The 22920-nt window shown below is 46.8% G+C and carries 14 protein-coding genes, 2 tRNA genes and 2 pseudogenes; 11 read left to right on the top strand and 7 right to left on the bottom strand.

All coding sequences use genetic code 11. The features are described from left to right. Nucleotides 1–48: 48 nt before the first annotated feature. From sprA to FDZ78_RS13490, 3 genes are all read left to right on the top strand, one after another. Nucleotides 49–7443 carry a cell surface protein SprA gene (gene sprA, locus FDZ78_RS13500; protein WP_136408769.1) on the top strand — a complete coding sequence of 2465 codons (7395 nt, stop codon included), beginning with the start codon at nucleotides 49–51 and terminating at the stop codon, nucleotides 7441–7443. A gap of 152 nt (nucleotides 7444–7595) precedes the next feature. Next, nucleotides 7596–7667: transfer RNA gene (locus tag FDZ78_RS13495), tRNA-Arg, on the top strand. Between the two features lie 240 nt (nucleotides 7668–7907). After that, nucleotides 7908–7998: transfer RNA gene (locus FDZ78_RS13490), tRNA-Ser, on the top strand. A gap of 108 nt (nucleotides 7999–8106) precedes the next feature. Here the strand turns inward: FDZ78_RS13490 and FDZ78_RS13485 are convergent. Continuing rightward, the gene (locus FDZ78_RS13485; RefSeq protein ID WP_240740291.1) at nucleotides 8107–9072 is read right to left on the bottom strand and encodes a transposase; all 966 of its coding nucleotides are present in this window, start codon (nucleotides 9070–9072) and stop codon (nucleotides 8107–8109) included. Continuing rightward, the gene (locus FDZ78_RS13480; RefSeq protein WP_137426214.1) at nucleotides 9047–9418 is read right to left on the bottom strand and encodes a transposase family protein; all 372 of its coding nucleotides are present in this window, start codon (nucleotides 9416–9418) and stop codon (nucleotides 9047–9049) included. Before FDZ78_RS13480 ends, FDZ78_RS13485 begins: the two co-directional genes overlap by 26 nt. A gap of 517 nt (nucleotides 9419–9935) precedes the next feature. Between FDZ78_RS13480 and FDZ78_RS13475 the strand changes: the two genes are divergently transcribed. The 3 genes from FDZ78_RS13475 to FDZ78_RS13465 all read left to right on the top strand — a co-directional run bounded on the left by FDZ78_RS13475 (nucleotide 9936) and on the right by FDZ78_RS13465 (nucleotide 12679). Beyond that, a complete protein-coding gene (locus FDZ78_RS13475; protein ID WP_240740290.1) occupies nucleotides 9936–10961 on the top strand; it encodes an ISAs1 family transposase in 1026 nt (341 codons plus the stop codon). Nucleotides 10962–11360: 399 nt separating this feature from the next. Then, entirely contained in the window at nucleotides 11361–11933 is a 573-nt protein-coding gene (locus FDZ78_RS13470; protein WP_124076500.1) for a Crp/Fnr family transcriptional regulator, read from the top strand. A 107-nt stretch (nucleotides 11934–12040) separates the two neighbouring features. Next, entirely contained in the window at nucleotides 12041–12679 is a 639-nt protein-coding gene (locus tag FDZ78_RS13465) for an energy transducer TonB (RefSeq protein ID WP_124076502.1), read from the top strand. Nucleotides 12680–12767: 88 nt separating this feature from the next. Here the strand turns inward: FDZ78_RS13465 and FDZ78_RS13460 are convergent, their stop codons facing one another. Then, nucleotides 12768–13850 carry an ISAs1 family transposase gene (locus tag FDZ78_RS13460; protein WP_240740289.1) on the bottom strand — a complete coding sequence of 361 codons (1083 nt, stop codon included), beginning with the start codon at nucleotides 13848–13850 and terminating at the stop codon, nucleotides 12768–12770. 257 nt (nucleotides 13851–14107) lie between these two features. Between FDZ78_RS13460 and FDZ78_RS13455 the strand changes: the two genes are divergently transcribed. The 4 genes and pseudogenes from FDZ78_RS13455 (at nucleotide 14108) to FDZ78_RS13440 (ending at nucleotide 16515) form a co-directional block, all read left to right on the top strand. After that, nucleotides 14108–14530, top strand: coding sequence for an energy transducer TonB (locus FDZ78_RS13455; RefSeq protein WP_124076506.1), 423 nt, complete (start codon nucleotides 14108–14110; stop codon nucleotides 14528–14530). A gap of 627 nt (nucleotides 14531–15157) precedes the next feature. Then, a pseudogene (locus FDZ78_RS14885) lies at nucleotides 15158–15394 on the top strand (helix-turn-helix domain-containing protein); the annotation flags it as partial. Beyond that, nucleotides 15316–16080: pseudogene (locus FDZ78_RS13445) on the top strand (IS630 family transposase); the annotation flags it as partial. The pseudogenes FDZ78_RS14885 and FDZ78_RS13445, both read left to right, overlap by 79 nt. Before the next feature lie 9 nt (nucleotides 16081–16089). Next, a complete protein-coding gene (locus FDZ78_RS13440; RefSeq protein WP_370291910.1) occupies nucleotides 16090–16515 on the top strand; it encodes a MerR family transcriptional regulator in 426 nt (141 codons plus the stop codon). 161 nt (nucleotides 16516–16676) lie between these two features. Here FDZ78_RS13440 and FDZ78_RS13435 read toward each other — a convergent pair whose 3' ends face one another. The 4 genes from FDZ78_RS13435 to FDZ78_RS13420 form a co-directional block, all read right to left on the bottom strand. Next, nucleotides 16677–16886, bottom strand: coding sequence for a hypothetical protein (locus FDZ78_RS13435; RefSeq protein ID WP_107031923.1), 210 nt, complete (start codon nucleotides 16884–16886; stop codon nucleotides 16677–16679). Then, complete coding sequence (locus FDZ78_RS13430; RefSeq protein ID WP_124075748.1) at nucleotides 16864–17439, bottom strand: zeta toxin family protein; 576 nt, start codon at nucleotides 17437–17439, stop codon at nucleotides 16864–16866. Before FDZ78_RS13430 ends, FDZ78_RS13435 begins: the two co-directional genes overlap by 23 nt. A 76-nt stretch (nucleotides 17440–17515) precedes the next feature. Beyond that, nucleotides 17516–19993 (bottom strand): bifunctional UDP-N-acetylmuramoyl-tripeptide:D-alanyl-D-alanine ligase/alanine racemase, encoded by a 2478-nt coding sequence (locus FDZ78_RS13425; protein WP_136408767.1) that lies wholly within the window; start codon nucleotides 19991–19993, stop codon nucleotides 17516–17518. Further along, nucleotides 19993–21009 (bottom strand): GSCFA domain-containing protein, encoded by a 1017-nt coding sequence (locus FDZ78_RS13420; RefSeq protein WP_136408766.1) that lies wholly within the window; start codon nucleotides 21007–21009, stop codon nucleotides 19993–19995. Before FDZ78_RS13420 ends, FDZ78_RS13425 begins: the two co-directional genes overlap by 1 nt. Before the next feature lie 366 nt (nucleotides 21010–21375). Between FDZ78_RS13420 and FDZ78_RS13415 the strand changes: the two genes are divergently transcribed. Further along, nucleotides 21376–22776 (top strand): FN3 associated domain-containing protein, encoded by a 1401-nt coding sequence (locus tag FDZ78_RS13415; RefSeq protein WP_136408765.1) that lies wholly within the window; start codon nucleotides 21376–21378, stop codon nucleotides 22774–22776. Nucleotides 22777–22920 lie beyond the last annotated feature (144 nt).

Raw genomic sequence — 22920 nt, 5'->3', positions numbered from 1 at the left:
CTGAAACAAAGGCGCAACATATTCAAATTACGAAGCATTATCACCGTCATGGCCATTCTGACGGTGACAAGTGCTTTTTTTGCATTCGGCCAAAGTATTTCTCCAGAATTCAATCCTCCGGCTCCAGTCATAACAGCTCCTCAGCAAGGCCAGACTGACACTATCACAACGCTGTTTCCGGTAAGGCCCCTGATACCTCAGACATACGATGAGCTCATGCAGCAGGAACTTGCCACAGACCTGGACTTGCCATCAAACATTTCGACTACCGCTGAATTTGATCCTCAACTGGGATGCTATGTGATCCGCACACGTCTGGGCGAATCAGATATCGTCACACCCTTCTATCTGACACCTCAACAATACAACACCTGGCAGACGCGCCGTCAGATGCAAGACTATTTCAGGCTGCGGAATGCTGAAGCTCTGACAACACCTGACAAGGAGCCCTTCAACATTCTCGACATGAATTTTGCTCTCGGACCGCTTGAAAAAATATTTGGCCCCGGTGGTGTTCAGCTGAAAACCCAGGGTTCAGTGAATCTTTCAATGGGTGTCAAGACCAACAAGACTGACAACCCGGCCCTTGCACTTGATGCCCGCAGGAGGACTTATTTTGACTTTGACCAAAAGATCCAGGCCACGGTAAATGCCTCTGTAGGCGACCGCATGAAGTTCAACATGACCTACAATACAGATGCGACCTTCGATTTCGACTCGAAAAACATAAAACTCGCTTATGAAGGCAAGGAAGATGACATTGTCAAGTCAATCGAGGCCGGTAATGTCTCGATGACCACAGGCTCATCACTCATCCGTGGAAGCACCGCCCTGTTCGGCATAAAGACTCAGTTGCAGTTCGGCAAGCTGACTGCTACTGCTCTTGTCTCTCAACAGAATTCGCAGTCAACATCTGTAAGTTCGAAAGGCGGTGTGCAGACAACTGAGTTCTCAATCAATGCGGATGAATACGATCAGAACCGCCACTTCTTCCTCGGTCACTTCTTCCGTGACAATTACGACGTCTTTGCTTCACGTCTGCCATATGTTTCGTCAGGCATACAGATCACAAGGATCGAAGTCTGGATCACGAACCGCAATGCGCGTTTTGACCAGAGCCGAAATTTTGTCGCGTTCATGGACCTTGGCGAGAATCGGGTGCTCGCCAGTGATTACTGGTTGACAGACCCTGCCTATCCACAGCCATCAAACCTTTCAAACAACCTGCTCGCCACAATCAAGAATGACTATCCCGGAGCACGAAACATCAACACTGTGACCCAGGCTCTTGCCCCGCTGTCTGCCTTGGGGATAAACGGAGGCATGGATTATGAAAAAGTTGAATCGGCCCGTCTGCTCTCATCCTCAGAATACACACTGAACCCTACCCTCGGATACATTTCTCTCAAAAGCGCCTTGGCTTCTGACGAGGTCCTTGGTGTGGCCTATGAATACACATACAACGGCAAAGTCTATCAGGTCGGTGAATTCTCCGCCGACATTTCGACCACCGAACAGTCGCTCTATCTGAAGATGCTGAAATCAACCACCATAAATCCCAAACTCCCGATGTGGGATCTTATGATGAAAAACGTCTATTCACTCGGCGCCTACCAGATAAGCAAATCAGACTTTCGGCTTAATATAAAATATCTGAGTGACACGACCGGCACCCAGATCAACTATCTGCCCGTGGCACCTATAAATAATGTGCCGCTGCTCCAAGTCATGAATCTTGACCGCATAGATTCAAACGAAGCATCAAATCCTGACGGATTCTTTGACTTCATAGAGGGATACACCATTCTTTCCTCTCAGGGAAAAATTATATTCCCGGTTGTAGAGCCGTTCGGATCCAACCTTGAGAAAAAAATCGGCAATCCGGCTGCCGCGGAGCCTTATGTTTACAATCAGCTCTATGATTCAACCCTAATTGTCGCCCGTCAGTTTGCAGACAAAAACAAATTCATCCTCTCAGGCCGATATAAGGGAGCTGAAGGTTCATCCTCGCAAATCAGGCTGAATGCCATGAATGTGCCTCGCGGATCAGTAGTTGTCACTGCCGGCGGTGTTCCACTTGTAGAAAACAGCGACTATACGGTAGACTACACAATGGGCATTGTGACCATTACCAACCAAAGCATCATTGACTCCGGACAGAGCATCAATGTGACACTGGAAAATCAGTCGCTCTACTCCATGCAACGCAAAACCCTGCTCGGTCTTGACCTCAACTATAAATTCAACAAGGATTTCAATCTCGGAGCCACTATCATGCACTTCTCCGAGAAAGCTCAGACCGAAAAGGTAAATATCGGAGATGAGATAGTCAACAATACCATCTGGGGGCTCAACATGCAGTATAACACCCAGTTCATGTGGCTGACAAACCTCTTGAACAAGATACCTACGGTCAATGCAGTCCAGCCGTCTACCCTGAGCCTCCAGGCTGAATTCGCAAATCTTATTCCCCACAAACAGAAAAGCGGCAGCAACCGCGGATCGTCATACATTGATGACTTCGAAAGCACTCAGATCGGCATAGATCTGCGGTCGCCATACTCATGGTTCCTCGCTTCCACGCCATATGATCCGAGCGGTGACGCACTGTTCCCGGAGGCATCGCTGTCAAATGACATCCGCTATGGCAAAAACCGCGCGCTGATTAACTGGTATTATATAGACCGCATGTTCACAGCCCGCAACTCCTCTATGTGTCCCGGCTATATCAAAAACGATCCCGCCATGCTTAACAACCCTTATGTCCGGGAGATAACCTCACGTGAGATTTTCCCAGGACGAGAACGCCCATATGGCGAATCAAATACCATCCAGACTCTGAATCTGTCATTCTATCCGACAGAACGCGGACCCTACAACCTTGACGCGACAGATATCGACGACCAAGGCAATCTCCTCTATCCCGACCGCCGGTGGGGAGGCATCATGCGCAAGATGGACAACACCAATTTCGATGCCTCTAATATTGAATATGTCCAGTTCTGGATGCTTTCTCCATTCCTCGACCCCGACAATGACAACCTTGAGGGCGGAGACCTCTATCTGAATTTCGGAGAAATTTCGGAAGATATACTTAAAGACGGACTGAAGAGCTATGAAAACGGCGTGCCGGTCAACGGTGACGACCAGTTCATGCAGTCTACCGTGTGGGGACGCGTCTCTACTCAGAACTCCCTGACCTATGCTTTTGACAACAATAGCAGCTCGCGTCTCCCGCAAGACGTCGGTCTGGACGGCCTCATCAACGAAGATGAATTCGGCTTCAGCACATATTCCGACTATCTTGCCGAACTGCGCCGTAAACTCAGTCCGTCTGCCATCGAACGCATGGAGGCTGATCCATTCTCCCCGTTCAACGACCCGGCAGGTGACAACTATCACTTTTTCCGTGGATACGACTACGATGAACAGCGCCTCGGAGTGCTTGAACGTTATAAACGCTATAACGGAGTAGAAGGCAACTCCCTTTCTCCGTCTGACGCAACTGATCCGCTCTACCAGTCATCACGTGCGCTTCCTGATGTGGAGGACATCAATCAGGACAACACGCTGAATGAATATGAACGCTATTTCCAATATAAAATTTCGATCCGGCCTGAAGACCTTGTAGTCGGCAAAAACTATATCACCGACAAGCAGGTGTCTGTGGTAGTGAATAATGATCAGACCACACAGGAAGTAGTCTGGTATCAGTTCAAGATCCCTTTGAGCGACTATCAGAAAGTGGTCGGCAACATCAGTGATTTCTCCACTATCCGTTTTGCCCGCATGTTCATGACCGGCTTCAAGGCCGTCACACATCTGCGTTTTGCCACCCTTGAACTCGTGCGTGGAGAATGGCGTCCCTATCAGTTCAATCTCAACTCACGAGGCGATGCCCCGGCCGAGGGTCAGCTTGACATGTCGGTGGTCAATATCGAGGAAAACTCTAAACGCGAACCGGTCAACTATGTGCTGCCACCGGGGGTAAGCCGCATCACAGATCCCGGCCAAAGCCAGATTGTGCAGCTTAACGAACAGTCTCTTTCGCTGAAAGTCACCGGTCTCCAGCCAGGTGACGCGCGTGGTATTTACAAAAACACCCATCACGACCTGAGAAATTACAAGAAACTCCAGATGTGGGTCCACGCGGAAAAGCTCATTGATGACATGACAAAGCTCCAGTCCGGTGAAATTTCCGTGTTCCTGCGCCTCGGTACTGATGTACGCAGCAACTATTATGAATATGAAGTACCACTGCAGCTGACCCCGGCCGGTAAATATGCCGACAATGCCAAAGACCGTGCCATTGTATGGCCTCGTGAAAACTACATGGACTTCAACCTTCAGGCGCTTGTCGATCTGAAGAAAGAGCGCAACCGGGCCAAGAATGAACAGCAGCCTGGTGTGGGATTCGCTACTCTCTTTACAGGACGTGACCCGGACAACGAGCGCAACCGCATGGCCGTCATAGGCAATCCGTCGCTCAGTGATGTCCGTGTGATGCTTATTGGTGTCCGCAACAATGCAAGTACCGCCAAAGATGCCATCGTATGGCTCAACGAACTGAAAGTAACCGATTTCGAGAGCGAAGGAGGCTGGGCAGCAAAAGGCAATCTGAATATCGGAGTAAGTGATATCGCCACGCTGAATTTTGGCGCCCACGTAGAGACTGCCGGCTTCGGCGGGGTTGATCAGAGCCTCAACGCCCGGCGTATGGATGACTACGAGCAGTATAACTTTGCACTGCAGGTTGATGCCGGTCGTTTTCTCCCTGAGAAAGTCAAACTGCGGGCTCCGATCTATTACTCAGTGTCAAAAGAAATAATCACTCCAAAATACAACCCGCTCGATCAGGACGTAAGGCTGAAAGACGCTCTTGACGCATGCGCCACTGAAGCCCAAAAAGACTCTATTCGAAGCTACTCAGTGGAACATTCCACAATCAAAAGTTTCTCTATTTCCGGCCTGAAGTTTGACGTGAAATCAAAAAATCCCATGCCGTGGGATCCGGCCAACTTCACCATAAATTTTTCGTTCAACAAGCAGTCGAAAACAGATCCGACCACCGAGTATGAGAACACCAACGATTACCGCGGCTCTCTCCAGTATTCCTACACTCCCTACCTCAAAGGAGTCAAACCTTTCAGCTTCATAAAAAGCAAGTCGAAACACATGAAGTTTTTCAAGGAATGGGAGTTCAACTATCTGCCGAGCAACATAACGTTCCTGACCACCATTTCGCGCTACTATTATGAAATGCAGACTCGCTCTGAGACTGATGTTGACTTCCAGCTCCCGGTTTCTGTCAGCAAGAATTTTATCTGGGACCGTCAGCTTTCGCTCACTTGGAACCTGACCAAATCTCTCACCTTCAACTTCAACAGCAACACATCGGCCCGCATTGAAGAGACAATGGGCGCTGTGAACCGCAAACTGTTCCCTGACAAGTACAAGGAATGGAAAGACACCGTATTGCAGAGCATTCTTCATCTCGGAACACCCTGGAGCTACAATCAGTCATTCGTGGCCAGCTATCGGGCTCCGTTCAACAAGATTCCGGTTCTTGACTGGCTGACAGGTAACATATCATATAACTCGACCTATCGCTGGGACCGCGGTGCGGAGGTCGATGGAATCGAAACCGGCAACTCCATTGCCAATCAGGCTTCATGGAATATGGACGGTCGTGTCAATTTCGAATCGCTCTATAACAAGTGGTCCTACACAAAGAAGGTCAACCAGCGCTTCCAGGCCAAAAAGGCTCAGACAAGAGTAAAAAAACCGAAGAAATTCGAACGTACATACGCGCTGCTGCCGGACACCACTCTGACAGTGCGCCACAACCTGCGCAACTCGAAAGTCAAGGTAAAGGCCACTACCGTTGACGGCAAGCCATTCCGCATCACACACAAAGTGAAGGATGCCAACAGCATCGAAGTACTTACACGTGGCGATCAGAACATCAAATTTACTATCGAGGAAGTATTGAAGGAAGAAAAAACTCTTTGGCGCGAGATCGGCGAATATGCCAGCCGCTTCGTCATGTCACCACGCAACGCATCGTTCCGCTTCCGCTCCACCAACTCACTTTCTCTCCCTCTGTTCCGCCCGACCATCGGCAATGTATTCGGCCAGTCACGCAGCTATGGGCCGATGTCGCCCGGACTGGATTTTGCTTTCGGATTCACAGATGAAAGCTACATTGACAAGGCCCTGCACCGCGGATGGCTGATCACCGACGACGGCCAGACATCTCCGGCGATCTTCGCCCACACAAAAGAACTGAACTTCGATCTGACTCTTGAGCCCGTCAAAGGTCTTAAGATCGTGCTGACCACTAACCGGACCGATAACCGCACGCGATCAGTACAGTTTATGTATGACAACATGCCGACAGCCCTTGCCGGCTCCTACACCAAGACCCATGTGGCTCTGAAAACAGCCCTCAGACACTTCAAAGCCGACAACGGATATGCCTCAGATGCCTTCAATGACTTCCTCGCAAACATACCTGTCATCGCAAACCGTGTGCGCTCCCAGTATGCAGGGCTCAACTACCCGATGGGAGGATTCATGGAAGGAAATATCAACGCCGGCAATCCGTTCAATCCCTCCGTCGGCGACATCAGCCCGACAAGTTCCGATGTACTCATTCCGGCATTCATCGCCGCCTACTCAGGCACCAACCCCGGCAAGCAATATCTGACTCCTTTCCCATCGTTTGCAAACGCTCTTCCGAACTGGCGTGTGACCTATGATGGACTCATCTACCTCGGCAACCTGCGCAACGTATTCAAGGCCTTCACACTGAGCCATGCCTACCAGTGCACCTACTCAGTCGGATCATATTCATCATATCTTAACTGGATGAGCGCCGACAAGGGTGACCTCGGATTCACTATCGATGAGCTCACCGGCAATCCGATTCCGACATCGCCCTACAACATTTCATCTGTGGCCATAACCGAAAAATTCGCTCCGCTTCTCGGCGCAGCCGTAACACTTAAGAACGACATGACAATCTCGGCCGACTATCGTGATTCCCGCACTCTGACACTCAACACCTCAGCCGGTCAGATAGTCGAAGCCAATCAGCGCGGCCTGACCATAGGACTCGGCTACAAGATCATCGGCTTCAATACTGTCCTCAAAATGAAAGGATCGGGACGAGGCATATCCAACGACCTCACCCTCAACGCCGATTTTGCATTCTCAGAAACCCAGGCTCTAATCCGCCGCATCGAAACTGCCTACACCCAGCCCACATCAGGCACCCGCTCTCTGACCATGAACTTCACCGCATCATATATCATGTCGCGTCGCCTCACGCTCGGAGCATTCTTCGATCATCAGATCAATACCCCGATCGTATCATCGACCTCCTACCCCACAACCAACACCTCATTCGGCTTTAATCTCAATCTTTCACTCGCAAGATAAACGCAGCAACACACAACTAAATACATAAATCCGCACACGCTAATTGAGGTGCAAAGTGCACAATTCTGACTTCAATTTACTCTCAATCCTCAATAAAAACAAGCTGCAAATTGGAAAAACCGATTAATAATTGTAATTTTGCATTCAAATAAGCCTTGGTAGTTCAACGGATAGAATGGGAAATTCCTAATTTTCAGATAGGGGTTCGATTCCCCTCCGAGGTACAACAAACCGCCTGCAAATCTCTATAGTCAGGCGGTTTATTTTTTGCCAATATCCTTACCTTCCACATTTGGATCAAACTATACGTATGCGAGTGCCTGTATTCCTGTATTCAAAATCCGGTATTTAAAGGAGATTCAAAAAAATTTGCAAAATACGAAAATTCTGTCTATCTTTGCACCCGTCAAAGCCCACGCCACTGCATATCGCAGAGGCCGCAAAAGAAATAGAACTAACTCAGAGGAGTGATGCTCGAGTGGCTGAAGAGGCACGCCTGGAAAGCGTGTATACGTCAAAAGCGTATCGCGAGTTCGAATCTCGCTCACTCCGCCAATAAAACCCTGAAAATTAATGATTTAAACGTTGATTTTCAGGGTTTATTTGGCTCAAGCCGAAAGCACGGTGCATATGTTAAATTGGGCAATTAGAAGTGTTAAATTTTTAGGCGTAGAGTTTGACTAATCGGAAGATGAAGAAGTCGCGGTCCCGGACACCACGCATTTGTGAGCGAAATATTTTGACTTTAGAGTTGAATGCCTCGGCAGAGGCATTGGTCGCACGACGACGGAAATAGTTCAGGATTGTTGGGGCGTGGTTCTTGAATGTTTTGATTACCGAGCGGAAGTTGTTGTTACCCAATGCCATTACCTTTTCATACCACTTGTTCATCCTCCCCATGGCTTTTGTCGGTGAGATTTTAGCGTTGAAAATCTTGCGCAGCTCCATCGCAAGGCTGTATGCAGCCTTCAATATTGGATAGTATTTGAACAGTATGTTGACACGATGGCGCTGTATGTCAGTCCATTTGTTCTGCGACATCATCAGAGTGTGTTTGCTGCGAGCCAGTATCTGGCGCATGGTCTCTCCGTTGGAGTACGTTACCGGCGGTTCGGACTTGTTGCGGTTGTTTTCCTCTGCGATGAGCTGTCGGCGAATGTCAATGCGGATTTCGTCAACGGCCTCATTATAGACCTGTTGGACATGAAAACGGTCGTTGACTACATGGGCGTTATAGAACACTTCTGCGGCTATGAGCATCATTGATGGCGAGAGATCGCAGGTCACTTCCTTGACCCTGCGTCTGATTGATTTCTCCATAGCTCCGATGAGTATGGATATAATTTCGTCACTCTTTGTTCCGGGAATGGCTGCCGCAAGTGTTCCCTTGCCTCCGTGGCCGTCCTTGTTGGTCAGGAACGTCCATACCTCCCCGTTGCTCAGACACGTCTCATCAAGGCTCATGTAAGGGCCGATATTATCGGCATTGAAATAGAACCCAAAGCCAAGCTCCTGTTCGCACCAGTCGGCGTAACCGCTTATCTTATTGCGGTACAAGTCGGCAAAATGTTTGCCGTTGACGCAGTACATCTGCGCTATCTGTTTAATCGACAGGGCTGTCGTCTCCACCTTCGTCTTTTAAAAAAGCCACGAACTCGGCGCTGAGTCGTGTTCCTTCCTCGTTGGGAAGTTCGAGATTGTAGCTGAAGATTTCGTTGGTCTGCCTGTCCCACCACTTGTTCTTGCGCATGTGAAGAAATACAGGTCGTCCACGCATCGGATAGTCCTGTATTGTTACATAATCCGTATAGCCTCGCGCTACGATATTTGGATTACGATAGTCTTCATCAGACAGTTTCTTCTTTTCGTCAAGCCATATGTCATAGGACTGTTCCGTGCGCTCGAAGCGCACCATCTCAAATAGTTCGTCCATGCCCTCGGACAGGCACATCCATATTGCATCTGCGGTTTTCATGCCACAAATTTAACACTTTTCTCAAAATTCATGCACCGTGTTTTCGGCTTGACCCGTTTATTTTGCGTTTATTGGTAAACTTTAGGTTTTTTTATTATTACAAAATTTGGGGTCAGCGGATTTTTCCGGTGGGCGGAGGTAATGTCGGAGCATAGAGTTATCTTTGCAAAATGAAACCAGACTGGGTTTTCCAATTGGAGTATTTCTGAACTTTCTCCATTACTTTGGCAAGCTCTTTGAGTTCACGAACTAAATCTTTTATAGCTGTTTTGTTTTCGGAAGTAAGAGGCTCTATTTTCAATTACGCAAGGCGACGTTTTACATCGTCGAGGTTGCACGGCTCTTTCATTTAAGATTTCGTCTCATTCTCGACAAATGTGTTATTTTATAGCGAGAGCAGTACGGGTGGAGAGGCTTTAACCTCTGATTTTCAAGAAAATAAGTGCAATGAAAATTTGGCCAAGTGGCAGATTTTTAGTAACTTTATAGGTGATAATCAAAGAGTTACGCCAAAAAAATGAAGCCACTTGACCAAGTCTGTTCGACTGACGCCTATGCGCCTGATCATACCGCAAAAGTACACAATAAATTTGACACAAGGCGCAGTATCATGGAAGAACTTCGAGCGTTTGCCTCATCCGTGCCGGATTTCCGTAGATTGGACAAAGGCAATTTCCGTCACAGCCTCAACGATATCATCATGCTGATGATACTCGGACGTATGGCCGGATGCATCGGACGAGCCGAGATATTGGAGTTCGGCAGATACAACCTCAACAAATTACACAAAATGGGCCTGTTAAGGAACGGCGTACCATCTGAGGCCACGCTTTGCCGTGTGGAGAACGGCATCAACGATATGGATATGGCCGACAGGATGCAGCAGTTCGCAGACATATTCCTTGAAAGACTTACTTGCGCCAGCCGCATCATTGAAATAATCTGCATTGACGGCAAAGCCGAGCGCGGCACCGTTCAGGAAAACGGGCGAAGCCCGGATATCGTCTCTGCCTATTCGTTCAGCACCGGCATAACAATCGCCACCGAAGCCTGTCAGGAAAAGAGCAACGAGATAAAGGCCATACCGATACTTCTTGATAAAATAGATGTCGCAGGAAAGATTGTCACAGCCGACGCAATGTCTATGCAGAAGGATATTGTCGAGAAAATCAGAAAGAAAGGCGGAGACTTTCTGATAGAACTCAAAGCCAACCAGCCGTCATTGCGATACGGCATTGAGGACAGGCTAGTGGAACACACACCGGTATATTCTTACACCGAAGGTCCCGAACTGGCCCACGGCAGGATAGAGACGAGAACCTACCGCGTATATGACGGACTGGACATTATCGCAGACAAGAAGAAATGGGGCGGAAACATGACCATCATAGAGTATGAATCGTCCACAGTCAAAAAGTCAACAGGAGTACACACCTCAGAAAAACGCCTGTACGTCAGCAGTATGCCTACGCATACTCCGAAGCCAGGAATCTTCGTGCGCAACCATTGGTCAATAGAAAGTATGCACTGGGGGCTGGACTAAAATCTTCAGCAGGACAATATAAAACGCAAGTCAACAAGAGCCGCCAGAAACCTCGATACCATACAAAGAATAGTTTACTCGGTGTTCTCAATATGGAAAGGACTTCGCAAGAAACAATCAGATAAGAATAAAGGCATAGCCGAACTGATCAGACATATCTCGATGAGCTTTACCAGACTGATTCGATTTTTAAGTCAAAAGTGAAAAAAATAAGATTTTGATACCAGAATAACTCTTTGATATACAGACATGGAAAAATTACCCGATTCTCAATGAACCGGGTAAGGGAAGATATGCTATTTATTTTAGGTTAAATGAAAGAGCCGTGTCGAGGTTGTTGAGATTCTTAGTGCTAAAAGATGACGAATAGCAAATTTTTACCTAACTTTGTAATTCCTTATGGCACAGTTTAATTCATATATTGATTTATTAGATCTTACGGTAGCCATTGATTTTTGCCGTGAGAATGGAACGCTATGCCATTATAAGAAAGGAGAATGTTTTGTACAGCAAGGTTCAATCGCACGCTATGCCGCCCTTGTAGTTTCGGGCTATTTCAAAATTACAACCCTCAATGATTCGGGAGATGAGGCAGTAGTTAATTTCGCTTTCCCCGGTCAACTCATTACAGATTTTCATTCGTCTTTACGCGGAGAATCCTCTCAATTCGCAATTATCGCCGGCGCTGATTGCGATATAATGCGTGTGCCGTTAAAAAATTTTAAGGATTATCTTTCCCCTTCTCTGCTTGATGAATATAAGGCACTGTTCAATATGGTATTCATGCGGTTGCTCAATCTCTACCGCAAGTCGCCACGTCAGCGTTATGTGGAATTGTGTGAACAATATCCCCAAATTGTCGAGACTGTTACATTGAAAGATATATCCTCTTTTCTGTTGATTACTCCCAACCATTTAAGCCGTATCAGACGAGAACTGGCAAATAAATCAACAACGAACATCAAAAAATAAGGCGGTCTATACATTTGTTAAGACAAAATTCATTTACCCTTGCTAACTTTGCGGTCGGAAAGGGTTCCATTGAACCACGACATTTTGGAAAATCAAACTTGTACTATATGAAGAAGATATTTTTAGTATCCTTGATTCTCGTTCAGGCGTGCATTGCTTTCGCACAGAATTACTGCGTGAACGACACCATTGTACGCGAAATTCAATTCCCTCTTACTCTGAACGACAAAACCGAATTTTTCTATTTCAATGATGAATGGATTCCGGGGGCACACCTCGGTCTGGTAGAAGCTGACGCCATTCAAAAAGCGAAGGTAAAAAACGACGAGTATGGAAATCGCGCCCTCTTTCTGACAGTATCTCCCGAAACTCTTTCACAAATAAAAACGGAAGCGCGAAAAGTCTTGGTAAACCTTGACACTCGCTGCGAGTTTCCCGGAGGCAACGGAAAACTCAAAGAATGGCTTGACGAAAACATCCGTATTCCTGAAGGATTCAAGGGTAGCGAACGAGTATTGGTGAAATTTACCGTTCATCCTGACGGCTCAATCAGCAATCCGTCGATTTTTCGCCGACCGAGCAAGAACGAGGCCGTCAATCAAGAGGCGTTAAGACTTGTGAATGCGTTGCCCAATTTCCGCGTAAAATACTATATTCCCCACTTAAAGAAAAGCTTCACCTGTTATCTTCCAATCACTTTCAAAGAGCCGGGCGCGATATTTATAAGAGGTGATAAAAGCAATTGAATGGTACGCCTTTTATGGCGAATATGCAATTCCCTCCATCATTCCTGTTCCTATTAATAAGATAAATTTGCAGTACAGGGCAACCGCATCAAAATTTTGCTTTAAGTAGCATATCGGTCAGATAGTCGTTGGAAAGGCTCGCTTTGAAGCGTCTTTTCTTCAGACTACTTTTGTCGACATGCTCTTTAATAATCTGCATTGCCAACTTCCTTATTGTTGAGAGGTTTAGTGACGCATACCCTTTCCTTGCACGGCAGGCATCTTCGAGGAATGTCACATCAAGATTCCAATGCAATTGGTTCTCGATTGACCAGTGACCACGGGCCAACATATTGAAGTATGCAGCCTTGGGATAATCTTCGTCACTGATGTACCGTCTGACGGCGGTTGCCGTGCGGTTGCCATAGTCAACCGTTGAAGTGACCTCTATCAATGTTTTCAGGCCGGGCCAGCGAGCCAGGACATCCTTGTCCTCGATAGTGTCCGCATTCAATATGCGGCAATCGCGTGTCTCGATACGTCCGTGGTCGGCATCCATCTGCGAAGCTGAGTCAACTGGCTTATTGTAGCGGAATGCATCGATAATCTGTTCGTTCATAGCTCCCTGATTCTCTTTGACTGCGAGAAAGTAATGGGCATTTTTATCAAGGATGTCTTGAGCGATTTTTACTTGTGTGCCAATAGCATCTATAGAGATTACAGCTCCTTCGATATCCAGTTTTTCAATAAGCTGCGGTATGGCGACTATTTCATTTTCCTTGTCTTTGAGACGTTGCTGTCCTACTACTATATGATTCTCGCTGACATAGGCGTTCATTATGTAATCGCCTTTCGTTCCATGCTGTTTAGGCGATGTACCCCTGAGCTTTTTGCCGTCTATGACAACCTGTTTTTCAGAAAGCGTGTCAAGGAACTTCCGGCCATGCTCAACCAGACATCTCTCAATCTCATCGGGATCCACAGCACTCATCAGCCGCTCGAAAGTGTCAGGCGACGGGCTGCGGTCAGGACGCTCGGCAAGCAGACCGAAATCACGCGCCCGATAATAAGCGAACTCGCTCATGTCCACATAATCCTCGCCTCCGCAGATATAGGTCAGCAAGGCGATTGTCAGAAGGTCGGAAAGCGCGTATGTGCAACGACCTGTAACCCGATGATCGGGTACTGTCATAAAGATTTCGTTTAGCATGATTTTAGTATCTATATTGTTGATTGTCAGCTACAAAGATACTAAAAAAGCACGAGATATGCAAGCTTTATGGCGCTAAAAATCAGACTGTTGCCGAGATTTTAACACTATAAAATTACTAAGAATTCATGACTTCGGATATGGTGTATTCAAAGAATTTCCCTACATCTATCATCGTTGACGCAACGCCATCGCTGCTTATCGCCTAAAATTTTGATGCGGTTGCCCTGATTTGCAGTATGAAAAATTTTCAATTAGTCAAAATATTATTCTTTTTGTTGCTCATAGTGTCATTGAACACTCAAACAACAAATGCAACAACTGTAGAAGAAAGACCTGCTTATATCAACGGCGGTGATGATGGACTATTGAGAGACCTATACTGTTATCTTTCAACTGTATCACTATCTCAATCAGACAGCATTAAAGGCAAATGTATTTTTACTTTTGCCATTTCTAAAAACGGAATTATTGACGTTGAAACTATCAAATTGGCACGTAAAACAACGTTGCCTGATGAATATGTAAATGCTGCTAAAGAAGCAGTCAAGCACTTGGGTAAATTTAAGCCTGGGAAAATGAATGGCATACCTAAAAAGGTATGGTATAACCTACCTATCATATATCCTATTCCATTAGATAAAATCATTACGAGCGAATAGAAACTCGTCTTTTACAATATATAACGGCTTATGTATCTTCGCGGTACATAAGCCATTTTCTATGTCATATCCCAACGCTATCGAAGTATGCCGCGCCGAACTCTTTACAAAAGAGGGCCCTCATAGTCGTAATCGATGTACTTAAAAGCGCCAAGGGTTTTCGTGTCGCGCCTTTTATGTGGTATGAATGAAAAATCTTCTCCATATACTTAGTAATAAAAATCAAGAGCCACCTATCCCGTGTGGGTTAAGTGGCTCTCGGCTCTGTTAGAGTGCAAAGACATAAAAACTAAAGTTTTATTGTAAGAAAATTTGGATAATAAGATTGAATTCCCTGTCTTTGAGTCGTGAAACCATTTCTCGTCGCAACGGAGTGAACACATAAAGATATTTTGCATCCTCGATGACGGTCTGTTGCGACTTTAAGACTGCACATCGAAATTTTATCTGTTTTATTTCATGATAAGTAGATGTTGAAAATTAGTTTATATCAATTTTTTTGCGTATCTTTGTGTAAACACATAAAGACACAACGCTATCGCAAAAATCAAAGTTATACAACTGACAGACCAACAACGTCTGCAATTAGAGGAAGGCTTTCGCCAAGGCAAGAGCCACGCATACCGCATGCGCTGTCGCGCAGTGCTTCTGAAATCCACCGGCCTGACTTCGGAACAGGTTGGAGAACAGACCGACATGACCCATATATCAGTCAATTCCTGGGTGAAACGCTTCGAGGCCGAAGGAATCAAAGGACTGGAAACACGTCCCGGACGGGGTCGGAAGCCAATAATGGACTGCTCGGACGAAGAGTCGGTACGCAAAGCCATAGAGAACGACAGGCAGAGCGTGAAGAAAGCGAAAGAGGCATGGCAGCAGGCTTCAGGGAAAGAAGCCTCCGAGAGTACCTTCAGGGCTTTTTTATCCGCCTTGGCGCGGGATATAGACGTATAAGAAAACGTCCAAAGGGGAAACCCTCGCCGCAGCTCTATGCGTATAAGACCGAGAAGCTGCAAGAACTCGTACAACAGGAAAAAGATTGTCTCATCGACATTTATTATGGAGATGAAAGCCACATCTGCACCGAGGGATATGTGCCATACGGATGGCAGTTCCGAGGTGAAGATGTCTATATCCCATCTGAAAGAGGTCTGAGACTCAATATTTTCGGCATGATAGACCGCAACAATCGATATGAAGGATTCTCCACAACTGAGAATATGACCGCTGACAAGGTTGCCGACTTTCTTGACCGATTTTCTCTCCGTATCCGTAAAAACACTTTTGTTGTCCTTGACAATGCAAGCGTCCACAGATGCAAACTCATGCGGGAACTCCGTCCAATATGGGAGAAACGTGGGTTGTATCTCTTTTTCCTTCCACCGTACAGTCCACATTTGAATATCGCCGAGACGCTCTGGAGAATCCTCAAGGGCAAATGGCTCAGACCTGCGGATTATTGCTCCACAGAATCCCTGCTCTATGCAACTAACCGTGCGTTGGCTGCGCTTGGATCTGAACTCAATATCAATTTTGTCCATGCGGCTTAGTATAAATTAATTTTTACGACTTACTTAACAAAATCGGCCGAGATATCGGCAACAAAAACCTACTACCGCATCCGCGAGGTTGTTGCGATGCTGAATATCCCGGCAAGCACTTTGCGCTTCTGGGAAGATACGTTCGATCAGCTGGAACCGCACAGGACTCCGTCGGGTCAGCGCAGGTACACACCGGAGAATGTCGAGGTGTGCAAGCTCATAAAACATCTGCTGCGCGACAAAGGCTATTCGCTTGAATACGCCAAGAAGGAGCTGGAGGTCTACCGCAAGTGTCCGCCTCGGAATGACTATGTCTGCAAGTCGGCTGATGACGCTCTGAACCTTTTGAACGAAGTCGCCAAAATGATTAATGGCAATCTCCATGCCGAAGCAAGAATCAAGGCCATCGAAAAGTGGATCAAAGCAGACCACTCCATTAATTGATGATATACATCTGGCCAGAACCGTCAGCTATACGGCCTCACTCCCGACTTGCGTTCATTTTAAAGATGCGGGGTTCTGTAATCCCAGCAACAGCCTCTGCCGGATCAAAAAAATAATCCGGCAGAGGCTCTGTTTGTTCTGGCGATAGCCTGAATGGCCTTCTAATTTCTCGAAATTTCTTTTACGGCTTCCGCAAGGAAATGGTCAAGCGCATCTTTGGCCGACATGGTGTAGACCGTGCCGTCATCGTGGGCGTAGACCACAGTCTGTCCTTTGACCACCTTGTCTAAAAGACACTTTTCAACCGCAACTTCCATTCCGCGGGCTAACTTTTCGGATATGTTATTGTCAGTCTTCCTGCGTCTTTCCATCGTTTTTGATTCGTTCATATATTTCCGGAGCTAAAGTCAGTGTGTCATTCGCCACTACACGCGGGCGGCAGCGAGTGTTATCTATGATGGTCCAGCTGTCTACAATAGGCATAAACAGGTTGAACAGATTGTCGATGCCATGATGATAGCGGCGCACGATAACATCGGAGGGTATATTATGGCCACCTTCACTGACTCGCTGGGCAACGCGTTTGATTGCCAGCTGTGGTGACGACAGCCAGATGTAAAGCAGATGGACAAAGTAGCCCAGTTTATGGGCTTTGGAGACCAGGGCATGGTAACTGCGTGTGGCCAGCGTGGTCTCTATGGCAAAGGTGATTCCTTTATGCAACAACTCTTCTATTCGGCCGAGCATGATACGTCCGGCCTCCATGCTCACACTTTCCGGATGGAAAGGAGAAAGGCCTTTGGCAATCTCATCGGCATTTACAAATTGTTGACAGTCAAGGACGTCAGGCAAAAGGGTGAATGAAGCTGTGGTCTTCCCAGCTCCATTGCAACCGGCGATGATGTACAAACTTGGCGATTTCATAATTAGTTGTTTTGGTTTAAGGGGGTATGATTCGTGTGTTTTATATATAGATGACTTCCGTCTGCCGAGGAGCTTTTCACTCTCTATAGTAGACGCGTTTAACGCGCTGCGACACGGAGGTCAGGACTTCATAGGGTATTGTACCGAGGACTTCGGCAAGATCGTCGACCGGAATATTTTCGCCGAATATCTCCACACGGTCTCCGACTTTGACATCAGCCACGTCCGTGACATCAATCATGCAGGCGTCCATGCAGATGCTTCCGACTGTGGGACATTTGATACCATTGACCATCACCGATGTATTGCCATAGCCGAGATGGCGGTTAATGCCATCGGCATAACCTACCGGAATGGTGGCAATCACCGACTGCCGCTTTAACGTTCCACGGCGGTTGTAGCCGATTGTGGTTCCTTCAGGCCAGTTTTTCAGTGAGATAATCACAGTGTTGAGTGAAGAGACAGGACGCAGATCATCCTGCGAACCGTCATGCATAGTCTTGACTCCATAGAGCCCGATTCCGAGACGCACCATATCAAGCTGATGATCAGGGAAACGTGTGATGCCTGTAGAGTTCAGAATATGCCGCAGTATTTTCCGTTCAGGGAATGCCGAAAGGAGCATCCGGCAACATTCATCAAAATAATCGAACTGCTGCTGCGTATAGTCATCCTCCATCGGATCATCCGCGGCACAGAGATGCGAGAATATCGAGCGTGGAACTACTCTATCCTGGCTCCTGAGCAGCTCGATCAGTTCAGGGAGATCCTCTTTAAGGAATCCGAGACGGTGCATGCCGGAATCAATCTTGATATGGACCGGATAGTCCGTAATGCCATAGCGCCCTGCCTCGCGGATCAATGCACGCAGGAAGTCAAAGCTGTATATCTCAGGCTCCAGACGATCGGCAAACAAGGCATGGAAATTCTCAACCGTCGGATTCAATACCAGAATAGGCATTGTGATTCCTGCACGACGCAGGTCTGCACCTTCGTCATGGACGGCCACGGCAAGATATGATGCCCCCTGAGCCTGCAAGGTGCGCGCAAGTTCATGTGAGCCAGCGCCGTATCCCGATGCCTTGATCATGCAGGCGATAGCTGTGGTAGGCTTGATACGCGAGCGGAAGGCATTGAAATTCGATACCACGGCATCAAGATTGATTTCCAGCACCGTTTCATGCTGCCGGGCTTCAAGAAGTTCGCAGATGCGTCCGAATCCAAATTCAGGGGCTCCCTTTATCAAAATCAACTCCCCTCGGAAATCAGACGTAGATTTTTTATGTAGAAACTCTTCTGTAGAGGCAAAAAATTCAGACTCCGGGCCGAAGCAACCCTTGTGGGCCATCAGCTCAGGGCCGATCCCGATCACCCGGCTCACACCTGCAATAGCCAGCAACTCGGCCATACGGCGGTAAAGGTCCTCCAGATCGGTATCGGCGTCGTGCATCAGATCACTGACAATGACCATAGCCTTACAATCTGGGGTAATTCTCCGTTTCATGAAATCAAGCGCCGGAGCAAGAGAATTGAAATCGCTGGTGTAGTTGTCATGGACAAGCAGACAGCCATTGACACCCTCAATGACTTCAAGGCGTGTGCCAACGGGCGTAAGTGATGCCATCCGCCGGCGTATGGTCTCCTGATTTATTCCAAACAGAAGCATCACAGCAAGACAATGGATAGCATTCTCAAGTTCATGCTCTCCCTCAAACGGAATTTCCAGCACGGCGCTCTGACCACCTTTATATATATAGCGAAATTCGGTCCGGCCATTTCCTCTGACAACATCGCAGATATACAGCGGAGCCTCAGGATCAGTCCGTGACCACCCTATCATTTCAGGTGCAGCTTTCACACAGCCTGAAATCAAAGGATCATCCGCATTATAGATGATACTTCTGCAACCGTCTAGAAGCAGAGCTTTCTCCCGACACTTCTGCTCTATCGACTCAAAACCGGCACTGTGAGCCGGACCGATATTGGTGAAGATGCCGATTTCAGGTTTAAGTATCTCCTTAAGCTTCGCCATTTCACCCGGTTGCGAGATTCCGGCTTCAAATATCCCCATAGCGGAGTCTTTGTCAAGCTGCCAGACCGACAAAGGCACACCTATCTGCGAGTTGTAGCTGCGTGGGCTTCTTACGATTTCAATATCGGCCTGAAGCAATTGATTGAGCCATTCTTTCACAGTGGTTTTTCCTCGACTGCCTGTAATGGCAATCAGAGGCACATCGTAACGCCGGCGATGATTCGCGGCCAGAGTCTGCAACGCAGCTAACGGAGACTCAACATAAAGGATATTAGCATCCTGAAGATCATCCGAGCATGAAAATGAGCCTGACACCACAAAACTACGCACTCCGCGGTCATAGAGCGACTTGACATAGCGGTGTCCGTCACCAGAAGATGTTTCAAGGGCAAAAAACAATGTGTCTGACGGATATGTCAGCGAACGGCTGTCTGTCAACAGTCGTGATATCCTAGAATCAGGAGCAGGCAATAATGAATCTGCCCCGATTATTTTTGCTATTTCAGAAATTGAATATTGCATTATTTAAATAATGTATTCTTGTCATTATAACGCCTGATAGCGTCGGTGAGTTTTGGATAACGTTCAGTAATTGCACGAATGGCCCTCTGTCTTGCCGCGATCTCATTAGCTCCAGCCTCAGTAGAGGAAGCCACAATGCGATGGGAAAGCCGACGGGTCAGAGCGCGGGCTTCAGCCGCGACCTTTTCAGTTTCAGGAGAGAAGTATGATGCGCGAAAAATTTCATATATATATTCGACTGCCTGTGACGATGAATGCTTCATATCCTCCGCATAGAACCTGTAATCACGCAAATCGTCCATCATTATCTCATAGGCAGGGAAATAACTTGCCACATCTTCGCCAAAAACTTTCACCACTTCATCCACGGCCAGAAGCAAAGTCGACTTGATCAGTTGATTTCCATGAGCGCCTGATTCGAGATAGCGCAGAGGACTAATTGTAAAAACGATTCTTGCCGAGGGGTTAAATCCGCGGATCAGCTCAATGCACTCAGCAAGAACCGCAACCGTTTCATCAAATCCGAGACACCTAGATTCGAATTCCTTTGCAGGCTGTTTGTGACAATTGGCCACAATCCGATCTGATGCGAGATGCCTGAATACCCTGGTAGTACCCAAAGTCAGAAATACAACCGAAGCGCATTTCAAAGTTTCATGGCCGGACAGCACCGAAGCTGCCATCATATCTGCAGCCTGCGCGCTGTCAACAGCTGAATATCGGGAGTGAAACAAAAAGCTGCGGTATAGCCCCTCCACTTCAATAAGTTCCTCTTCTCTGATTGGCTGACAGTCTCTCAGAATTTCCAGTGATCTCAAGACAGACATCGGATTATATACCGGACCGAAAGGATTAACCTCGACATCAAAAAGGTCATCTCTGAGGCATTTGCCTATATTATCCGTGAAACAAGAGCCAAGCAAGAGCATGGGGCTACCATGTTCCACAAGGCCTTGACGGCAGAGCGGACGTATGACTGTTCGAAATTCCATTTCTCTTTTCTTTTTTGCTACCAAACACACTGCAAAATTTATTGCAGAAGTTACCGATAGCCCTATCTGAAGAATTGATGCGGTTGACAAAATTACTAATAATCTTCAAGAACCAGGTTAAAAAAAATCAATAATCTGATCCTTTCATTTAACACCCCTCACAAATTAAATGCCATAAGCGACTATGAAAGCAACCGGTAATCTTCTTGCAAATTATACTTTAGCCACAAATACGCAATATTTATGTTAATTTTAATTAAATATAAACTCACGGCTTGGCCATTTCTCAAAATATATGTAGTTTTGAGCAATCCACCTTATTATGCGTCAGTAGAATAGTTGATCATCAATTTTTCACTCTAATCTACGCAGACCTTTCATAAATTAATCATGAAACATTTCTCCTTAATCAAGGCTATCGCTGCTACTTTCGGCGTCTCCTTTCTTACTTTTCAGCCCATGCAGGCTGAGAGCACTTATCGACTTGTAACGAACAACGACATGATTATTGACCGATGTGTCTATCTCTTGGTAGCCGAAGATCTTAACATTGCAGCCGCAAACGAAATGAATAGTCCAAGCGGTATAAAAACCACCGCAATCACACGCAGCGGCAACGGAATCATCAGCCTGCCGGACAAACATTCTGTTGGAGAATACTCTATTTTTTATACCGAACTTCAGAAAACATGCGACTGCGGTTCTCCGGAACTACATGTTGATTACCCATGGACATTCAGACCATTATTTTCAAACGATTATCTAACATATTATTACACTGATGGCATAAAAACCGGCCCGCTTGCCATAAAGCCACGCCGTTACCATTACTATACCACTGTCGATATTGACCCGGAATCTCACACATGCGCGACGTCCTTCTATTTAGAAGGAGCCAAAGCCAATTGTTACGGCCTATGGTTCAAAGAAGAAAGCGGAGAGTATATACTCAACACATATGCACCGGAAACAGACGGTCTGCACCGAATGCAGCTGTACCGCAAAGAGATCTACGACCTCAAGGTAATGGAAATCAAAAAGACCGATAGCACCTACAACATTAAAATACACGTAAAAACTTTTGACGAGAGCAACGATTACAGCAAAGGCCATCTGATGTATATTTTTAGCGATGAAGAAGTATTGTTCAATGACGATATCTATCGTGATCCGGAAACAATCATCCTCAGAAATTACAACGCCGGCGATTTTGAAATCAATTATACCGGTAGCAAAAAATATCTTTGGCTCATACGAGATCATGGCCCCAACGAACGCCTTACTGATGCCATAAAAGTAGAAGTCAAAGAAACCCAGATACCCCCCACTTCAGCAGAATGCAACCACTTCACCCCTCCGGCTGCAGAAGGCTATTCCATTGGGATGTATATTGACTTTGAACCCAAAGACGATGATGTGAAGATATATTATACCCTTGACGGGCAGGATCCGATAATTACTGAAAGCGGAATCTTATCTCTTGCCGAAAACGATGATGATGCCGAAGATCATACTGGCAAAACATACGACCTTGACATACGGCCTCTAATCTACGACGGTTCATCCCTTTCAGTCCGCTACACTGCCGTGAAAGCCGGCCACTCGCCAAGCGCGGTAGCAACAGTCAACATCGCAGGGATTCCCACGTCCATAATTCTTACCGAAGCTGATGACAACCAGATGGAGCCGGAATATTTCAACATGCAGGGTTTCCGGGTCCACACACCTCTTGCCCCAGGACTCTATATCCGCAGACACAACGGAAAAACTGAAAAGATAATTATTCGCTGATCTCCTCTCTACTCAGACAGCTATTGTCAAAGGCGCAGTATCGGAACCATCGGACTCCATGCTGCGCCTTTCACTTTCTTGTATTTTCATCGCCACACATTCCGATTTCACCCACATAGGGCTCCGAATCACATTTGCTTATTG

This window comes from Duncaniella sp. B8 (genome assembly GCF_005304985.1).
Classification (GTDB): Bacteria; Bacteroidota; Bacteroidia; order Bacteroidales; family Muribaculaceae; genus Duncaniella; species Duncaniella muris.
The sequence above is the reverse complement of the archived record's forward strand: the minus strand, read 5'-3'. Positions and strand labels throughout refer to the sequence as shown.